The sequence below is a fragment of the Rhodococcus sp. P4_E4 genome, from assembly GCF_056401575.1.
On record NZ_JBFUJB010000019.1, the window covers coordinates 179,767 to 197,915 of the forward strand.

At 61.8% G+C, this 18,149-nt stretch carries 16 protein-coding genes and 1 pseudogene; 8 read left to right on the forward strand and 9 right to left on the reverse strand.

Annotated elements, in window-relative coordinates; all coding sequences use genetic code 11:
* Window positions 1–15 precede the first annotated feature (15 nt).
* Together AC1DVN_RS21095 and AC1DVN_RS21100 are read left to right on the forward strand one after the other, a co-directional pair.
* Window positions 16–1,191 carry a lipase family protein gene (locus AC1DVN_RS21095; RefSeq protein WP_021344275.1) on the forward strand — a complete coding sequence of 392 codons (1,176 nt, stop codon included), beginning with the start codon at window positions 16–18 and terminating at the stop codon, window positions 1,189–1,191.
* Window positions 1,192–1,264: 73 nt separating this feature from the next.
* Entirely contained in the window at window positions 1,265–1,738 is a 474-nt protein-coding gene (locus AC1DVN_RS21100; RefSeq protein WP_019748468.1) for a DUF5709 domain-containing protein, read from the forward strand.
* On the opposite strand, the gene AC1DVN_RS21105 is transcribed toward AC1DVN_RS21100, so the two are convergent.
* Window positions 1,727–2,860 (reverse strand): GGDEF domain-containing protein, encoded by a 1,134-nt coding sequence (locus AC1DVN_RS21105; protein WP_084325973.1) that lies wholly within the window; start codon window positions 2,858–2,860, stop codon window positions 1,727–1,729. The genes AC1DVN_RS21100 and AC1DVN_RS21105 overlap by 12 nt on opposite strands.
* A gap of 484 nt (window positions 2,861–3,344) precedes the next feature.
* On the opposite strand from AC1DVN_RS21105, the gene AC1DVN_RS21110 reads away from it, so the two are divergent.
* Complete coding sequence (locus AC1DVN_RS21110) at window positions 3,345–4,328, forward strand: hypothetical protein (protein ID WP_477994192.1); 984 nt, start codon at window positions 3,345–3,347, stop codon at window positions 4,326–4,328.
* 7 nt (window positions 4,329–4,335) lie between these two features.
* Here the strand turns inward: AC1DVN_RS21110 and galE are convergent, their stop codons facing one another.
* The 5 genes from galE to AC1DVN_RS21135 form a co-directional block, all read right to left on the reverse strand.
* Window positions 4,336–5,334, reverse strand: coding sequence for a UDP-glucose 4-epimerase GalE (gene galE, locus AC1DVN_RS21115; RefSeq protein ID WP_020907771.1), 999 nt, complete (start codon window positions 5,332–5,334; stop codon window positions 4,336–4,338).
* On the reverse strand, window positions 5,331–6,461 hold the full coding sequence (locus tag AC1DVN_RS21120; RefSeq protein WP_477994193.1) for a nucleotidyltransferase family protein: 1,131 nt from the start codon (window positions 6,459–6,461) through the stop codon (window positions 5,331–5,333). The genes galE and AC1DVN_RS21120 overlap by 4 nt, the downstream gene beginning before the upstream one ends.
* Entirely contained in the window at window positions 6,440–7,261 is an 822-nt protein-coding gene (locus AC1DVN_RS21125; RefSeq protein ID WP_029255362.1) for a phosphoenolpyruvate carboxykinase (ATP), read from the reverse strand. Before AC1DVN_RS21125 ends, AC1DVN_RS21120 begins: the two co-directional genes overlap by 22 nt.
* A 64-nt stretch (window positions 7,262–7,325) precedes the next feature.
* On the reverse strand, window positions 7,326–7,598 hold the full coding sequence (locus AC1DVN_RS21130; protein ID WP_133728061.1) for a PqqD family protein: 273 nt from the start codon (window positions 7,596–7,598) through the stop codon (window positions 7,326–7,328).
* Between the two features lie 61 nt (window positions 7,599–7,659).
* Window positions 7,660–9,747, reverse strand: coding sequence for a glycosyltransferase (locus tag AC1DVN_RS21135; protein WP_283384388.1), 2,088 nt, complete (start codon window positions 9,745–9,747; stop codon window positions 7,660–7,662).
* Window positions 9,748–9,805: 58 nt separating this feature from the next.
* Here AC1DVN_RS21135 and AC1DVN_RS21140 point away from each other — a divergent pair, with 58 nt between their 5' ends.
* A complete protein-coding gene (locus AC1DVN_RS21140; protein WP_029255360.1) occupies window positions 9,806–10,108 on the forward strand; it encodes a hypothetical protein in 303 nt (100 codons plus the stop codon).
* Between the two features lie 421 nt (window positions 10,109–10,529).
* Here AC1DVN_RS21140 and AC1DVN_RS21145 read toward each other — a convergent pair whose 3' ends face one another.
* On the reverse strand, window positions 10,530–11,327 hold the full coding sequence (locus AC1DVN_RS21145) for an ArsR/SmtB family transcription factor (protein WP_477846619.1): 798 nt from the start codon (window positions 11,325–11,327) through the stop codon (window positions 10,530–10,532).
* Between the two features lie 410 nt (window positions 11,328–11,737).
* On the opposite strand from AC1DVN_RS21145, the gene AC1DVN_RS21150 reads away from it, so the two are divergent.
* Window positions 11,738–13,153, forward strand: coding sequence for an NAD(P)/FAD-dependent oxidoreductase (locus tag AC1DVN_RS21150; protein WP_019748456.1), 1,416 nt, complete (start codon window positions 11,738–11,740; stop codon window positions 13,151–13,153).
* Window positions 13,154–13,203: 50 nt separating this feature from the next.
* On the opposite strand, the pseudogene AC1DVN_RS21155 reads toward AC1DVN_RS21150, so the two are convergent.
* Window positions 13,204–13,584: pseudogene (locus AC1DVN_RS21155) on the reverse strand (PaaI family thioesterase); the annotation flags it as partial.
* Between the two features lie 179 nt (window positions 13,585–13,763).
* Complete coding sequence (locus AC1DVN_RS21160; RefSeq protein WP_020907762.1) at window positions 13,764–14,546, reverse strand: hypothetical protein; 783 nt, start codon at window positions 14,544–14,546, stop codon at window positions 13,764–13,766.
* 202 nt (window positions 14,547–14,748) lie between these two features.
* On the opposite strand from AC1DVN_RS21160, the gene AC1DVN_RS21165 reads away from it, so the two are divergent.
* The 3 genes from AC1DVN_RS21165 to AC1DVN_RS21175 are packed head-to-tail and all read left to right on the forward strand — an operon-like array spanning window position 14,749 to window position 18,145.
* Window positions 14,749–16,209 carry a FecCD family ABC transporter permease gene (locus tag AC1DVN_RS21165; protein ID WP_019748453.1) on the forward strand — a complete coding sequence of 487 codons (1,461 nt, stop codon included), beginning with the start codon at window positions 14,749–14,751 and terminating at the stop codon, window positions 16,207–16,209.
* Window positions 16,206–17,297, forward strand: a complete 1,092-nt coding sequence (locus AC1DVN_RS21170) for a FecCD family ABC transporter permease (RefSeq protein WP_019748452.1) — start codon at window positions 16,206–16,208, stop codon at window positions 17,295–17,297. The genes AC1DVN_RS21165 and AC1DVN_RS21170 overlap by 4 nt, the downstream gene beginning before the upstream one ends.
* Window positions 17,294–18,145 carry an ABC transporter ATP-binding protein gene (locus AC1DVN_RS21175; protein WP_020907760.1) on the forward strand — a complete coding sequence of 284 codons (852 nt, stop codon included), beginning with the start codon at window positions 17,294–17,296 and terminating at the stop codon, window positions 18,143–18,145. The genes AC1DVN_RS21170 and AC1DVN_RS21175 overlap by 4 nt, the downstream gene beginning before the upstream one ends.
* Window positions 18,146–18,149 lie beyond the last annotated feature (4 nt).

Here is an 18,149-nt window from a genome sequence, read left to right on the forward strand (position 1 = left end):
GTGTTTACCGGATCGATGCTGACTGCTGCTGCACTGACTGCCGCACTTCTCTCCGGGTGGACTGCACAAGCAGATCCCGCATATCCGGCGCCGGACCCGGACCCGTTCTATTCGCAAGCAGCGGCCGAGGGGACCGCCGGCACGCCGATCTCTGTGCGCCGGGCCCCTGACCTGATGACCTTTCCCGGCGTCGCGATCTGGCAGGTCAGTTACAGGTCCACGAACTCCGAGAACAAGCCGATCGCCGCGGTCAGCACGATCCTGGTCCCGCCGAATCAAGCGCAAGACGGCCCGTTGCTCTCCTACCAGCACATCGTCAACGCACTCGGAACGGGATGTGCGCCATCTCGCGCGCTTTACGCATCGGATCCCAACATCGTCATCCGTGAAGCGCCCATCCTCAACGTCGCGCTTCAACGTGGATGGACCATTGCCCTTCCTGACCATCTCGGACCCAACAGCGCCTACGGCGCCGCGCGCCTGGGCGGACAGATCACGCTCGACGGTATCCGCGCCGTTCAGAAAATCCCCGAATTGCGTAGTGGCGCCAGCCCAGTCGGTATTGCCGGTTACTCCGGCGGCGGCATGGCCACCGCGTGGGCGGCCGCACTGGCCCCGAGCTACGCACCCGAGGTCAACCTCGTCGGTGTAGCCGAGGGTGGCGTTCCGATGAATCTGTCCAAGATGGCCAACGGCCTCGGACAGGATCCGCACCCGGCATTCGGCCTCGCCTTCGCCGCAGCAATGGGCCTCGAACGCGAGTACCCCGACCTCCTTCCGCTGAGCAACCAACTCAATGACCTCGGTCGGTCGATGCGGACCGAACTCACCAACGCGTGCACCAACGACATCCTGAGAGTTGGCGCAGGACGCAGCGCTTCCCAGGTGTCGACGTCGACTTCTCTGTTGTCCAGCCCCGAAGTGCGAAAGGTTATGGACGACAACAGCGTCGAGCTCTATCCGGGTGTGCCGACTGCCCCGGTATTCGAATGGCACACGCCCGACGACGTCCTTATCCCCATCGATTCGGTGGTCAACACGATTTCTCGGTACTGCGCCGCCGGAGCCACGGTTCAATCTCAGCTGTTCCCCAGCCCGGACCACCTCACCACTGCGGTCCTCGGTCTGCCCACCGCGTTCGAGTACCTGCAGGACCGGTTCGACGGAGTGCCGGCCCCGCGTTCGTGCTGAATGTCTCCGGAGTGATGTATCGAGCAGGCGCGGCACATGGCCAACTCGGTGTGCCCGTGGCATCGTTGATCGTATGAGCGACACGGATGACACCGGCGCGGCCGGCAATGGCGATTACAGTCTCGATCCCGACGACCAGCTTCAACCCGAAGACACCCTGATCGATCGAGGCGTGGACGACATTCTCGACGAGGGAATCTCACCACCGGAACGCCCATTGGGCCTGGACGCCCACGGGTTGACCGGCAGTGAAGAATCGGCGGGGGAGACCCTCGACGAGCGCCTGGCCGAGGAAGAACCGGATCCGTACGCGTCACTGGGAGATCCCCTGAAGGATCCGGCAGATGCCGACGAATTCGAACGGGAAGAAGAATTCCCGAACGGTGACGAAGTCGGAAATCGCCGCGTCGGGCGTCTCGTTGCCGAAGACGAGGGTCGATACGAGGACGAGGAAAGCGAACTCATTGCCGGAGACGTCGGAATCGACGGCGGCGCAGCGTCGGCGGAGGAAGCCGCGATGCATCTGATCGAAGAATCAGACGACTGACCGACCGCCTGACTGTTGTGGCTGTTGATCGGTGAGAACGATGGAGTGGACGTGATTTCCACCCATCCTCTTGCTTTCGTACATCGCCGAATCGGCTAGGCGATGTAGATCGTGAACGCCGCTTTCTGCTGCTTGCACGTCTGGCCAGCCGCCGTTGTGTATGGCTATGCCGATGCTTGTCGTCGAGAGTGGTTCGCCCGTAGGGGAGTTCATGATGGGGGCGATCCGTGCGAGCAAGTCGCCGACGTACGGCAACGGCATGATCTGAACGACGACGAACTCGTCACCTCCGATACGAGCGATCGCTGCGTCCGATCTGGCCCAGTCGTGGAGTCGATACGCCGTGCGCAGGATGACGCGGTCGCCGACGTCGTGACCGTAGGTGTCGTTGAAGTGTTTGAAATTGTCGATGTCGATCACCACCACCAGCAAGGACTGGTCGAGGCTGGATTTCGCTTGCAGGAGTTCGGAAGTCCGCCGTGAGAGTCCGCGCCGATTCAGCAGGTCCGTCAACGGATCGAGTTCGGAGCTTTGAGCGTCGTTGCTCAGGAGCGCCAGAGCAATCTGCGTGACCACCGGTATGACGGTGATGACAGGGATGGCAAAGGCAATGCGTCCCAGGACGTCTGAGAGGCCGGAAGGTACATCGGTGAACACGCCAATGCTGGCGATAACGATGACCGCCCCGGAAAACAGCAGGTGCCACAACTGCGCTCGAAGATTGTGAAAGAACGCTATGTACGAGCCGACGAGTCCGAAGACGAGGCACCCCAGCAGCCTTTGATCCGGATTGGCCTCCGCCAGCACGATCACCGCGACAGCGAAGTCGCCCGCGATGACAAAAAGGTACGACCGTTCCCGGGTCGTCGCAGTGAACGGCAGCGCTGTTCCGCCGATTATCACGAGCACTGCGATCATGACGTCCAATGGAAATCCGATGGTCTGCACCGAATGGGTGCCTAGTCGCTTCAGCAGAATCGTGACTCCCAGGAGGAAAACCAATATGCCGATGCCTATCCGAGTCGGCATCAGAATTCCGTTGTCGCGCAAGAATCGCGTGAATCGGTCGAACTGGTCTGGCACTGCAAGCCAGCGGTGCACGACCTTGGGTGTGTCACTCATCGCGGCCACTGATCATTCGAAGCGGCCGGTCGAAATAAAACACATGCGGCGATAGTAGTCCGTGGCGATGACAATGGAACGGCACCCGCACGCAGCCTGTCGTCCCCAATACGTCACAGTGACGAATTGGGGCGGGGTGGCTAGTGGGCGAGACTCATCCATCAACATCAACCCGCGTCAGGCGGCCTGCCGCGCAGCCTGAACACCTGAGCGGCAGGGTTGCTCGGTGGCCGGCCGGGGTCGGACGGCGATCGACGATTGATTGCCCGACGACGGGCACGCCAAGATGATCAGCTCACACAATGCGTCCAGCGGTCCAGGGCGGAAGCACGCGAATGGTCGACAGATACATCTACGGATCGACGACGCAGGAAACGGATCATGAGCCGATATCGCCAGGTCGACAATTTGCCGATAATCTACATTATGTCAAGTAATGGTTATTCGAACGTCCCCCGTCAGCCTGTCCGCTAGCTTTACCCACATGGATTCCGTTGCACTCGTCCTCGGTTCACCACGTGGCCGTCGCTTCTGTGCGAACGTCGGGCACGCGTGCCGCGCCAGCGCAAGCAACTCCGGTGGACACTGGCCTCAATCGCCGGAACATGCGCTCGAAGTTCTCGGCGCTGTTGATATCCGGGCAATCGCCGAGATGTCCGAACTCGAGATTCTGCACTGTCTTGCGTATGCCGTAGATTGCGCACGCTACTGGGAGCCGCCGGACGAAGAAGACCTGATCTTCGTCCGGCCGGATGTCGCAGCGGCGCTGCGACCGATTGCCGGAGCACTACTCGACTCGCCACACGCCGCCTGGTGGACCGAGCCGATCGACCGTCTGAACCAGAATCTGGTTGAAAAGCGAAACCCTATTTACGGCTGGTCGGACCTACCCTTGCGGATTTACCGTGCAGAGGACGGCCTCGAACAGTGGCGTGCTGAGGCACTCGACAACGAACGCCGGTTTCTGGAATACCAGATCGAAGATCCGGACCGTAACATCGGAGGCGAATGGTGGTCTACCCCTTTCGCCAACGGCACAACCGAAACAACCACGGCCCGCGACGGTATCGGGGCCCTCGGGGTGTTTCTCGAAGAAGACAGCTCCTCGAACGAGGCGCGGGTGCAGCCGGTAAGGATCTACGGCGCGCCCCGCATCTACGAGATCACCGGTCCGCAGGACTGGGCGAATCTGGTCGATACCTATCCCCTGCCAGTGCCCGCTTCACGTCGCTTCGTTTGGTACGACACGACCGGTGAATACCGTGACTGGTTCATTCCGGACTGGGTTTCGGTGGCCGCAGATTACGACGCCGTCCATCTGACCTTGATGGCTTATCTCACCACGCCAGGCATCGCGATCCCGTTGTCGGCCAACTCGGGGGCCACCGTGCTCGCCGGGTGGGATCCGGACGCCACATTCTGGCTACGAAGCAACAACATCACCGTCGAGGGCGAGCCACCAAGCTGACGTTCAGCTACACCGAATTCAGCAGGTGCGCCCGTACGACCAGCCACCGTGCAGTGTCCTCGATCCCCTGTTCCAAGGTGAACGTCGGAACCCACCCGAGTAGTCGTAACGCACGATCGTTCGACGCGTAGGCGCCGGCAGTGTCACCGGTGCGTCGGTCGGCAGCGACCACGTCGACGTCTTCGCCGAGCACGTTCTCGAATGTGTGTACCAATTCCCACACCGTCGTCCCCCGCCCGCTACCCAAGTTGACCACAGTCATGCGTGATGAATCAGCGGTGACCCGGTCGAACCTTTCGAGTGCTCGAACATGAGCGTCTGCAAGGTCCCAGACATGAACGTAGTCACGCACTCCCGATCCGTCGCGCGTCGGCCAATCCGTCCCCGTAACCCTGAAAGGCGTTCCTGTCGAATATGATTCGAACAGCTTTCCGAGTGCGTGGGTCGGGCGCGCCGACGCTGGTCCGCTTCGCAATTCCGGATCTGCCCCGACAGGGTTGAAGTAGCGTAGAGATATTGCCGATAATCCTGTGGCCGCCACGATGTCGTCAAGCATCGTTTCGAACTGAGCCTTGCTGTGCGCGTAGGGACTCTGCGGTGCGATCCGCCAATGTTCGTCGACACACCCACCGTCGCTCGGCGCGTACACCGCAGCAGAGGAACTGAACAAGAAGCGCTCACAGCCGTTCCGAAGGACACTCGATACCAGTGTCAGTGACTTGGATACGTTGTTCTCGTAGTACCGCGCCGGGCTACTCACGGAATCTCCGACCACGATCAAGGCCGCACAGTGAACTGTGGCAACGATATCGGGATGATCTGCGAATATCCTGTCGAGCAGTTTCTCGTCCGCGATGTCGCCGCAGTAGAACGGGAATCTGTGCGCAAATTCGGCACGGCCGGTCAGCAGGTTGTCGAGAATCACGACATCGATCCCGGCGTCAACGCACTTCGACGCCACGGTGCTTCCGATGAATCCCGCTCCGCCGGTGATCAGTACTTTCACGCTGCTCCCCCGGCATCTTCGACGGCAGTCCTCGCACGACGGACGAAGTGGGATACGCGTGAGCGTGCCAAGTCCCATCCACGTAGGTCGCGCCCGTCCCGGATGGAAAGCCGATCACGGTCGAGAAAGAGCGGCACCATGACCAGATCGCGGTAGAGCGAGTGCAGACGTGGGCGATCGGCCAACCACAGCGTGCATTGCCACCACCAACGCGCCGACGTAGTCGTCACCCCGGTATTCACTCCGAAGATCGATTCCACCGCAGCCCAGTGGACGTTCACCGCGCGACGGACATCGCGCGGCAATCGGCGTCGCGCGAGCATCGCCGGGAGTGACGGCTCGGAGTCGAACAGGTACCCCACGTCGAAGACGCTGTTCAACGCCAGATCAGCGCGAATCAAGGCGCGATCGGCAAGCCGCGCGTGAGCGATGACATGAAGCGTGACATCGGCAAGGGCAAGTCTGGATCCTTCGGTCTCCGCGCTGAGTCCTCGGACCGCGGACTCGCGGGTCAACGCGTGACGGGCGAACCGCGGAAGCAAGTGTGAATGGATTTCGACGGAGCCGTGACGGTCGTCGCGAAGGAGCGCTGGTTCCTGATGATCGTCGTGATCGATGGAATCCCCTGCCACCTCGTCCGGGCGAACCATTCGATAGCCGAAGTCGATGATCGCGTCGTTGGCTGGAACGGCGTGTGCGGGATCTACGACCAAGAGGTCGATGTCCGTCATCCGTCGTGCCGCCGGGTTCGGCCAGATTCTTCGCTCGAGAAGGGCAGCACCTTTCAGTGCGACAGTCGGAAATCCGCTGCTGTGTAACAACTCTTGCAGTTCTACGCGCTGCGCATCGAGGTCCGCGATACGAAGTGCGTTTCGGTGATGGACAAGGCTCAGCGTCAATTCCGGACTCGACGCGCTAGCTGCGGAATCCGACAGCATATCGGCGAAACTCGCCGGCAGGACCGATGCGAAGCCGGCATCGACTGCGCGGGCGGCCAGCAGCGGCAGCACCTTGTGCCTGGCAGCGGCGTCGATGACTCGCGGCCAATCTTGCTGCGAACACGAACGGATGACGTCGGCCCCGTGCTCGGCTTCCAACATCGAAATCAGGTACCGGGTGTCACGCATGACGCCACCAGTTCCTCCACGGTGTCGGCGCCGGTGTCGCCGTGGTGCCGGATCATTCTGTAGCACGGGGCATTCGAGAGCAGGGCAGCGATGTTTCTCAGGGTCAGTCCGTGATTGTCGGACCACAGAGCGGATTGCTCGGCCAGCGACTGTATCGCCTGGGGTGCGGGCATCGGCGCGACACGAGTAGGACCCCCGTCCCATTTATCGAGAATCAGCACCAGATCGATTCCGCGAACCGCCGAATCGACGTTGGGAGTAGCGGGCAATGTCGACGGGTCCAGTGCCCACACCGAAGGGGTATACGGGAGATACAGCGAATCGTGCGCCTTGATGTCCGGGAGAACGTCGAACGTACCGGCTTTCAGGTGAACCCGGCGCGGCAAGCCCACAGCTTCGGTACCGCGAATGAAGACCCCTTCGTCAGCTCGCAGTTGTGCACCCCGTAAGGCAAGGGCAAGCGCCAAGGTGGTTTTACCCGCCCCGGAGTGCCCGGCGATCGCCACTCTCACACCGTTGCAGTCGACCAGAGCGGCATGCAGGCGTGTCCACAGTTCGGTATCTGCGGCCGTCATGACATCCCGGTGCACAGTGCGGTAAACGTTCTCCGCGAGGTGGAGTCCGTCGAGACCGATCAGCGGTTCCTTTCTGCCTCCGATGGTCGAGTCGATGGTGGCGTCCCAGCGACCGAACGTCGATCGATTCCGCTGAATCCGAACTTCGATGTTGTGGTCCGCAGGCCAGGGGCTGGCAATTCGATGCTCGATGACACCGAGTTCGGGTATGGCAGGGCCGCGCACGATCGCATCAACCCATAGGTAGTGCGTTCGGAATTGTGGTACGTGGCTGCCTGTCACGGGATTCTCACACCAGCAGACGCGAGGCGCTCAGCTGTCCATAGGTCTCGCTGACCACCGACTCCGCGTCATGGTCAGGGATCTCGAGTACCTCCGACACCGCCTGGACGATGTCACTGACGGTCCGGCCGTCACACAGTTCCCACACCAAAGTCGCGATGGGGTTGAGGTGATGGGCAACCTCGCTGGAACTGTCGTACAGCACGACACCGTCGGTGAGATCATTGCTCTCCACCGTCTGTGAGCGCTGAGGCCTCGCGTCTTCGAGTAGTTCCGTCAAGATATCTCCTTGTTCCAACCAGTCCGATATTCGTGTTGAGCTATTTGCGTTTGGGGTGGTGTCAGAGCGAGAAGCGTCGTGAGTATTCGGATTCGATTGCGCCCGAACGAATCAGGCTGCGTGTGGAGGCGATGCCGGGTGCGAGCGTCAGACACGTGAGCGCTCCCCCGGCGTTCGCATCCACCAGGTAGTTGCCCAAAGTTTGGTAGTGGCCCGCCCATTTTTCGAATGCTTCGGGGTCTACCTCCGGATCCGCAATCGCGTCCAGAATTCGTTCGAAGGCGCGCGAATGAACGAGGACGGCGTGAACTCCACGGTTCTCCGGACTGGTGCGCAAGAGCGCCGAACCGTCGATCAGCGCTCCGTCGGCCGATTTCGCGTCGTGTCCGAGTTGGACGACATCCCAATCGCGGTGATCGAGGTCTTCACGTGCGTGGTCCAGGATCGACGCAGCCGCATCCAGCAAACTCACGTCGTCAGCTGCAATGAGGACCGAATCCCAGCTCTTCTCGGTCGCCCGAGAAACCGCGCGACGCCACGAGACGGCAAAGGCCGCTTCCTGATTCATCACGTCCTCGAAAGCTGATTCTCTCTCCACCGCTGTTACGCGCGGTAAGCGAATGAATCGATGCCAGGACGCCTTCCATCTGTCGATATCGAGGTCAAGATTCACGACGACAACACCGAGGTCCGACTTCGAATCCTCGACAGCCGGGGTGGGTTCTCCCCCTACTCGGGCAGGCGACAGTGGGCGATCGAGCACAACGTCGACTGCGCCCCGCTCGAGCAGATAGGTCGCCAGTGAAAAGTCGGACCGCACGGGTCCGTCCATGCTCCGAGAGAGTTCGTCTCGCAAGGTTCGGTATGCCGCGGCGCGAACAATCAGTGCAGCCCCGACCAGGTCTTCGCCGTGTGCGTGGATGACGGCCGCATCGGCTTCGGCGGGGAGGTCGTCTGTTATGTTCCGCAGCTTGTACATAACCGCGGGTTCGATCACGCGAGCCTCGTCCAGGAAGACCACCGACTTCCAGCCCAGCAGAATCGCCTTGTCGAGTCCGGCGACGAACGCTGAGGCCGTCCTCCACCCATCCGGACCGTCGTCCTCCGCCGGAATGGCACGGTGAACGGTCAGTTCGATCGACTCGGCCTCCGCCAGGCATGAACGCCACGGAGCTACTCGGCCGTCGTCGCTGAGAACGATCACCCCGCCGAAGACCAACTCGGGTCGCTGGACGCTCAGTTCGGCACGGCGACGAATCTCGGGATACGAATCACCGAGGTACCTGGAGAACTGACGATGGAGTGAGTCGAGATCCCATCCGACCTCATTCCAACCGAGCAGGTAATTGTGAACGCGATCTTCCCAATTTATTCGATACGGGACACCCGCCGGGCGCTCGAATCGATGGTGCCAACCAAATGTCGGAAGGCAGACGACCTTTCCGCCGTTGATCCGGAACTTCTCGTGGATGTATCCCTCCTCACCGCCGAATCCGGTGAAGTGCGAGTTCAATCCCGGCCATGCCTCACGCCTGCAGGCAAATGAGCCGAGGCCCTGCATGATGATCTCGAAAGGCACGTCCGGGTGTTGCTTCGCTCGCGGATCAACTCCCCAGGAGCCGAACATTCCGTTGCGCCACTTGGGGTCCATGTGGGTGGCCGCGATGTGCGAGGAATCCTGGGAGAGCATCGGTCCCTGGATCAGATCGTCAGTTTCCGGATTTGCATCGAAATACGCCAGCAACGCCGACAACGATCCCGGTGCCAGGATCACGTGGGAGTCGAGGACCAGGACATACTTTCCGGTGGCCTTGCGGAACAGGACGTCCCGCACCGCAGTCGATCGAACGTCGGTGAACGGGATGTAGCGGAACCGATCGATGTAACCGGCAAACGATTCGAGCATCGGCGCCGGCAACCCCTCGGGGTTGTTGTCCAACAAGACGAATTCGACTCTGTCCAGAATCTCGCGATGATGGACCAGGATCGAGTGGATCGTGAAGTATGCGCCGTCGAAATCGTCGTAGGTCGCGATTGCAATGGTGAGGTCGGCAGATTCTCCGTGCGGCGGAGTTTCTTTCACCTGTACTGGCACCGCGCTCTGAAGCCTCTTCAGAGCGCGGTGCAGGGCGTCGTCGAACTCGGGCATCGGTGTGCTCCCTGGGAACCCGTGGCGTTGTATCGATTACGTCGGTTACGCAGGTTCCGTGGGATCTGTCGGCTTGGTCGGGCTGGTTGGGAACGTCGGCTCGGTGCGAGTGGTCGGCACAGTTGGGACAGTTGGGACGGTCGGCTCTGTCGGCTCCGTCGGCCCGGTGGGCTTGGCGGTCGTCGTTCCACCCGAGCCTGACGAGCTACCGGTTGATCCGGAACCTGTGGAACTTCCAGACGATCCCGAACTCCCGGAACTACCCGAACTTCCCGACGATCCCGAACTTCCCGACGATCCGGGGTTGCCCGGCTCGTTTCCGCCCGGCTGGTTCCCTCCCGGAGTATTACCACCGGGCTGATTCCCGCCTGGTTGCTCGCCGCCTGGTTGATTCGGATTCTGCTGGCCACGAGTAGGAGCTCCGGAGAGGTTCGGCGTATCACCGGCTGCGAAGGCCGGTGCCGCACCACCGAGGCTGATCGACGTCACGACCGGAACAGTTACCGCCGAGGCCGCTAGAACTGTCTTGACGAACTTGCGTCGATCAACCGGAACATTCTGAAAAGCGTCGCCGCCCATAGCGTTTCTCCCATGCGTCCGAGACGAGGTCGTCCTCACTCGATGTCGGGCAAAACGCTAGCATCCTTCCGGCAACTTTACAGACTGAACGCGCCGATATTTGACGGGTATGCGAATTTGAGTCCGGACTGCGCCGACTGTTCGGACAGAAGTACGGCGATCTCCTCCTGTTCAGGGGACTCGTTTGTCCCGGTCGACAACCGTCAACCGACCGGCATCTCCCACGGCGCCACCGGAAGAGTATTTCCGGTCTCGAGGTAGGACTTCAGATTCGACAGCACCGCCGACCATCCGCCCGCTACCTCCATGCGAGCCGATTCGTCCGCCAAATCGGTGTGCTTGACGGTCAATCGCACGATCGCGCCGAAGGCTTCGATGTCGAAACTCACCCGCGAGATATCGACGCCCGGTTCACCGTTCGGATCAGCCCAGGTGGTGACCAACCTGGACGGTGGGCTGCTTTCGACTACGGTGCCGACTACATCCGCGATGTTCGAACCGTCGATCCGGCGGTGCTCCCACGTCGATCCCGGCTGCCAGTCGGAGACGTTGCTGTGTCCCCAATACTCTGCAGTGGCCCCCGCGTCCGTGAGTGCTTTCCAGACGTTCTCGGCCGTACTGGCGATGTAGGTGACATATACAAAACTGGGCTTGTCGGTCATGGCTTCCTCCGCGAGTTTTTTGACGGCACTGAGCGCATGCAGGCGCGGTACCTCGAACTTGTTGATCCATCGCTCTCGAATCTCCTCGAGCGCAACGGGATTGAGATAGTGAAGTTTCGTTCTCCCCTGCCGCACCGTGCTGATCAGATTTGCATCCTCGAGCGCCGTGAGGTGTTGCGTGACAGCTTGGCGACTCATCTCGAGGCTCTCGCACAGCTCACCGAGCGACTGCCCGTTGGCTACGAACAAGCGGTCCAGCAGAAGTCTTCGCGTGGGATCGGCAAGTGCTTTGAAGGCTGCATTCATCCGGTCGTTCACAACTTCACAATATGCAAGCATTTGCTTGCATGTCAATGGTTGGGCGTGCCGGGTTTCGGAAGTAGGGATAAATAGGGTGTGATGTCTTCAAGCAGATGTGATCTGAATCCCGGATCGCACAGTAAGAGAGGTTGGGCACATGGACTGGGTAGCAATTGGAGTGGGTGTCGGGTATGCCTCGGTGGCTCTGTCGATCCTGGTTTTCGTCGGCGGGTGCATCGCACTGTTCATTTTGTCGGTCCGCCAGTAGCTGACACCTCGACAAAGTGGTGAACACCCCCGGCGCGAGGATGACACGCGTCTCGGGGTGATCGCCGCCGGAGGCTGCTTGATCGATTCGGACACACCGGCGCGCGTCGGACTGCTCGCAGAGAAGCTCGGCCGCGGTGGGACTACCGTAGGACTGTCGCCTAGAACTCGAGGAGTACGGAATGAGCATCCAGTCGGTTGAACCGCACCGCCACCGCGTAGTGGTGATCGGTTCCGGCTTCGGAGGATTGTTCGGCACTCAGGCTCTCAAAAAAGCCGATGCCGACATCACGATGATCGCGCGTACAACCCACCATCTGTTTCAGCCGCTCCTCTAYCAGGTTGCGACCGGCATCCTCTCGGTCGGTGACATCGCTCCCGCCACGAGACTGGTGCTGCGCAAGCAGAAGAACGCCCAGGTGCTGCTCGGTGAGGTCGAGACCATTGATCTCGAGAATCAGACCGTGACCTCGCGTCTGCTCGAACGCGTCACGGTTACGCCGTTCGACAGTCTGATCGTGGCAGCAGGTGCCGGTCAGTCTTACTTCGGCAACGATCAGTTCGCGGAGTTCGCCCCCGGAATGAAGACGATCGACGACGCCCTCGAACTGCGCGGACGGATCCTCGGGGCCTTCGAGCAGGCCGAACTGTCGGACGATCCCGCCGAGCGCGCGCGCTTGCTCACCTTCGTCGTGGTCGGCGCCGGCCCCACCGGGGTGGAGTTGGCCGGGCAGATCGCCGAGCTTTCCCGTCGAACGCTGGACGGCGCCTTCCGCAAGATCGATCCTCGTGAAGCGCGCGTCGTGCTCCTCGACGGCGCCCCTGCCGTGTTGCCCGTGTACGGCGGGAAGCTCAGCCGCAAAGCTGCCGAGACGCTCGAGAAGCTCGGCGTCGAGATCCAGCTCGACGCAATGGTCACCGACGTCGACAACGACGGTCTGATCATCAAGGAAAAGGACGGCACGCTTCGCCGCATCGAGTCGCAGTGCAAGGTCTGGTCCGCCGGCGTGCAGGCCAGCCCCCTCGGCAAGCAGCTTGCAGAGCAAAGCGGCGGAGAAACCGACCGCGCCGGCCGAGTGATGGTCAATCCTGACCTGTCGCTTCCCGGGCACCCCAACGTCTTCGTCATCGGCGACATGATGTCGCTCGACAAGCTTCCCGGACTGGCTCAGGTCGCCATGCAGGGCGGCAAGTACGCGGCCAAGCAGATCAAAGCGTCACTGGATGGAAAGTCCCCGTCGGAACGAGTTCCGTTCAAGTACTTCGACAAGGGCAGTATGGCAACGATCTCGCGCTTCAGCGCGGTAGCCAAGGTGGGCAAACTCGAGATCAGCGGGTTCATCGGGTGGGTTGCCTGGTTGGCAATTCACCTCCTGTACCTCGTCGGATTCCGTTCACGCGCCTCGACGCTCTTGTCGTGGGCAGTGACGTTCTTCGGGCGTGGCCGTGCTCAGATGGCGTCCACCGAGCAGCAGGTCTTCGCGCGAAACGCGATGGGCGAGTTGGAGAAGAAGAACAAGGAAGCGACGGAGTCCGGCAGCACTTCGAATGGCGAAGCCAAGAAGGCTGCCGGCAAGCAGCAGAAGGCCGCCGGCTGATCGATCAGTACGTGGGCGAATAACGAAGGGGGGGGGGGGGGGGGGGGGGGGCCCTTGGAAACGAGTCGGCCGTTCTCGTCGGTGATGCGAACTTCCCAGAGTTGCTGGGTGCGTCCGCGATGAATCGGGGTGGCTTCAGCGGTGAGAGTGCCCTCCCGCGTTGCGCGCAGGAAGTCGGTGTTGTTGTTGACTCCGACTACGTGTCCTCGCTCGCCCAGCCACACGGTGCCGCCGACGCTGGCGAGAGACTCCACCACCGAGCAGTACACACCCCCGTGCTGTATCCCGGCGGGCTGGTGCAGCGTGGGCTTGACCGTCCATTGCGCCCTCACACGGTCTGGGCTCAGTTCGGTGTATTCCAGGCCGATGGTGGCGTCGAAGCCCGTCCCGAGCCGTTTCATCATCTCTGCGGTCTCAGCAGTGTCGACCATGCCATCTCCATCTGTGATTCTCTGGCGCCGGTGTGGCTGCCACTCCCTACCTGATTACACGAGAGGTAACTCGAGCTTGGAATCAGGTCTGGAAAAAGAACCGGGGGGGGGGGGGTCCGGCGCGGTCCGGCAGTTTCGTCACTCTCGCGTCGTGTAGCTCTCTGCGAGGTCTTCCACAATCATAGGCAAGGCTGACCTAATTTAGCAAGCCCTTCGTCGAACTGGTTCCAACGAGGGCGTAGCGAGACCTTGCGGCGCGCACGAACCGGCAGCCCGGCGGCCACAAAGGCGTCCAGCAGTCCCTGCCCTCGACGCTGAGCGGCCGATTCGCCCTCACCGGCCAAGATGGGGACGTAGGCCGCTGCACCCAGGATCGACTCCCCTACCAGGCCCCAGAATCTGAACTGGTCGACGGGCGCACACCTGGCGACGGCGTCATAGATCGCTCGGAGTGAAGTCAGGCAACGGTGCGCGGTCCAGACAAGGAGCGCTTCTTCACATGGCATGTCGACGACGCCGTCACTGCCGGACTCCCGTCCGTTGGGCGCAACGCGCAGCGTTTCGTCGACCACGCCGGCCCAGTCGATCCCGCCGTCGCTGTCCATGTGGATGAACAGGTTCTCGAGCCCCGGGTCCCATGCGGACCCCTCGGAGACGATCGACGCGGCCACCCTGCCGACCACGGCATGAATAAGTGACGTTGCAACCTGGATCGCCGCAGCTTCGGCGCTGTCGAGATCTTGAAGTGAACGGGCGAACATCTGATGCACCCGATCCCCGCACAGGCCCTCGCTCAGTTGCCACCAACGCCGTTTACCTTCGCCCGCCATGGCGGCAACCGCGTAGACGCGCGGATAGTCAGGGTTGAGTGCTCGTAGGCGAACGCTGGTGCGGCTCAATGCGTTCGACCGGAGTTCGAATTCACGAACATCCGCATGCTGGGTGGTCAAGGTGATGGTCACCGTGCACTCCAATCGGCCGAAGTTGTCTTGTGGTTCTTAATGTAGGTTAGCCTCACCATAATTCAAGAGTAAAGAACTGTGACGCTGGGCACCGCATATTCACAAGAACGTCCCCCGCAGGAAGCGCACCCGCATAGGGTTCCGTAACCTAAGATGCGAATTCCCTGCGCACCAAGACCAGGAGCTCGAACCGCCAGTGACGATGATCAAATCTCTCGGGAACGGACATCCCCGAGGACCCAGCGAGACGTACGGACGGCGCATCGTGCCGCGCGGCCCCGCTCCTGTCCGAATGCGTGTCCTGGCTGGACTTTTCGACGCGGCGGTGTTCCTACTTCCGTTGATCGTCGGCTGGTACATCGTCCAGTCGCTCCGTGACGACAACGGTGGCGGCGAGGCCGATCGAGCAGTCTTCGGCGGGACAGCAATAGCGATCGCCGTCGGTCTGCTTGTGTGGAACCTCGGGTTCCGTGAGGGGGCCACCGGTCGGACCTCGGGGAAGGGATGGGTTGGCCTGGTCACGCGTGACGCGACCACCAAACAGCCCATCGGTGTCCGCCGGGCTCTGCGCAGACCGTTCGACCGAAGCGGCATCGAGGTGGTCCGAGAAAGCACGGCCCGCGACGAGGGCTTCGAAGAACTCGCACGCGACAACAGTGTCGGTGCAACTCGCCGGCGCCGCCTGATTGGACTCGCGGTCCTCACCGTGCTGCTCGCGCTTGTGATGCTCGCGAGTATCGCGGTGGGTGCTCGTCCACTGACGTTCGCCGAGATCTTCCACGCGCTCTTCAATTCGGACGGAACTCAAACGGACATCATCGTGCGGACGTTGCGCGCCCCACGAACGATTTTGGGTCTTGTTGTCGGAATTGCACTCGGTATCGCCGGTGCCTTGATTCAGGGACACACGCGCAACCCGTTGGCGGATGCCGGTCTACTCGGCCTCAACGCAGGCGCGGCGTTCTTCGTGGTCATGGCGATCTACCTCTTCGGCTTTACGGCGCCGAGTCAGTACCTCTGGTTCGCGTTCGCAGGATCCTTCGTCGCCAGCATCGTCGTTTTCGGCTTGTCTTCCATCGGAAACGGCGGCGCAAGTCCTCTGAGTCTGGCTCTGGCGGGCGCAGCCGTCGCGTTCTTCCTGCAAGCCATGACCAACGCCGTGATAATCCTCGACCAGACGAGCCTGGACGCCTACCGTTTCTGGGTTGTCGGGTCGGTGTCCGGTCGCGGGTTCGACGTCCTCTGGCAGGTCCTGCCTTTCCTGATACTCGGATTGGTCATCGCCTTGGCAAGTACGCCGGGGCTCAACGTCCTCAGCTTGGGTGAAGACGTCGCAAAAGCACTGGGAACTAACATCGCGTTCAGTCGCACACTCGGCATCGTCGCGATCACCCTGCTGACCGGCGCCGCCACCGCGGCGTGTGGTCCGATCGCGTTCATCGGTTTGGTGGTCCCTCACGTGGCCCGGGCCATCACCGGACCCGACTACCGCTGGCTGGTCCCGTACGCGGGCTTACTCGGCGCGGTCATGTTGATCACCGCGGACATCATCGGCCGCGTGGTCGTGCGCCCTGGTGAGTTGCAGGTCGGCATCATCTTGGCCCTGTTCGGCGCTCCGTTCTTCATCGCTCTCGTACGCCGCAGGAAGTTGGCAAGTCTGTGACGCTCAAGCAGGAACTCCGGGTACTCCCCCGGACCGTCCCCTCACGTAAGTCGATCCGCCTCGGTGGATTCTCGCTGGTCTACCGCCCACTCGCCGTGTCGGTGAGCATTGCCCTCGCAGTTGCGCTGTTCCTTCTGCTTTGCATCAACATCGGGCGGGGCGACTATCCGATCTCGATCCCCGATGTCATTTCGGTCCTGCTCGGCAATGGCAGCAAGACACAGAACCTGATCGTCTTCGACCTTCGACTTCCTCGGTCGCTCACCGCGCTCTTCATCGGTATGGCACTCGGCATTGCCGGTGCGGTCACCCAGACGATTGCGCGCAATGCCCTCGCCAGCCCCGACATCCTCGGAATCACGGCTGGATCGAGTGCCGCCGCAGTGGCACTCATCGTACTCGGCGGGGGTGGCTCGTTCGTGGGACTGCTTGCCACACTGGGGATTCCGTTGGCTGCGCTCTGCGGCGGCCTACTGACAGCAGTGGTGATCTACGCCTTGGCGTGGCGCAAGGGCGTCGAGGGGTTCCGCCTCATCCTGATCGGTATCGGCATCAACGCCATGCTGGTGGCAGCGACGGGATGGCTCCTCATCTCGGCGGACATCAACGACGCTTCTCGCGCACAGGTGTGGCTCAACGGTTCACTCAACGGTGCCACCTGGAATCAGATGTGGCCGGTCGCAATCGCCGTCGCAGTAGTCGGCGGCTACGCGGTGATCGCATCGTTCACCATGGGAGCACTGCGGTTGGGCGACGACAACGCAACCTCACTCGGTGTTCGCTTGCAATCATCACAGGCCAAGCTGCTGCTTTCCGCCGTGGCACTGGCCGCCATCGCGACCGCAGCCGCCGGTCCGGTCGGCTTTGTCGCCCTGGCTGCGCCACAGGTCGCCATGCGTCTGGTGCGCTCCGCCGGCCCGCCCATCGTGGCTTCCGCGCTGACCGGTGCTGTACTGGTGGTAGGCAGCGACGTCATCGCTCGAACAATTCTGCCTGTGGAACTCCCCGTCGGAATCGTGACTTCCGCACTGGGCGGCCCGTTCCTGCTCTACCTGTTGGTTCGTAACAATCGGAAGGTCACAGCATGACCACCATCGCCCAGTCCACCGATGCTCCTTCGCGTCTCGTCGCGCAGAATCTGACGCTCGGGTACGGGGATCGCATCATCGTCGACGGACTCGATCTCGAGATCCCCACCGGCGTGATCACGACGGTCATCGGACCCAACGGTTGCGGCAAGTCGACGCTCTTGCGCGCGCTCGGTCGTCTGCTCAAGCCAAAGGGTGGATCGGTCATCCTCGACGGCAAGGCGATCAGTTCGATGAAGACCAAGGAAGTCGCGCGGGTGCTCGGAATGCTCCCCCAGACTCCGGTTGCGCCGGAAGGGCTCACCGTCGCCGATTTGGTCTCACGTGGGCGCCACCCGCACCAGTCGTGGATCAGGCAGTGGTCCGCGGACGACGAGGGCGAGGTCGCCGAAGCGCTCGAGCTGACCGGTGTCTCGGATCTCGCCGATCGGCCCGTCGATCAATTGTCCGGCGGTCAGCGTCAGCGAGCCTGGATCTCGATGGCTCTCGCCCAGGGAACCGACATCCTGCTTCTCGACGAACCGACTACCTATCTGGACCTCGCACACTCGATGGAAGTCCTCGACCTGGTGGATCAACTCCACGAGGAAATGGGGCGCACCGTGGTGATGGTTCTGCACGACCTCAATCTCGCGGTCAGATACAGCGATCATCTGATCGTGATGCGCGACGGCGCCGTCGTCGCTTCTGGTGTCCCCAAGGACATCATTTCCGCGGAACTTCTGCTCGAGGTGTTCGGTCTCGAAGCTGCGGTCATCGACGATCCCGTCTCGGATCGGCCGCTGATCGTTCCGATCGGAACCCGGCACGTGTTCGGTGCCGTCGGCGGGCCGGCAAAGCCTGCGTGACGAT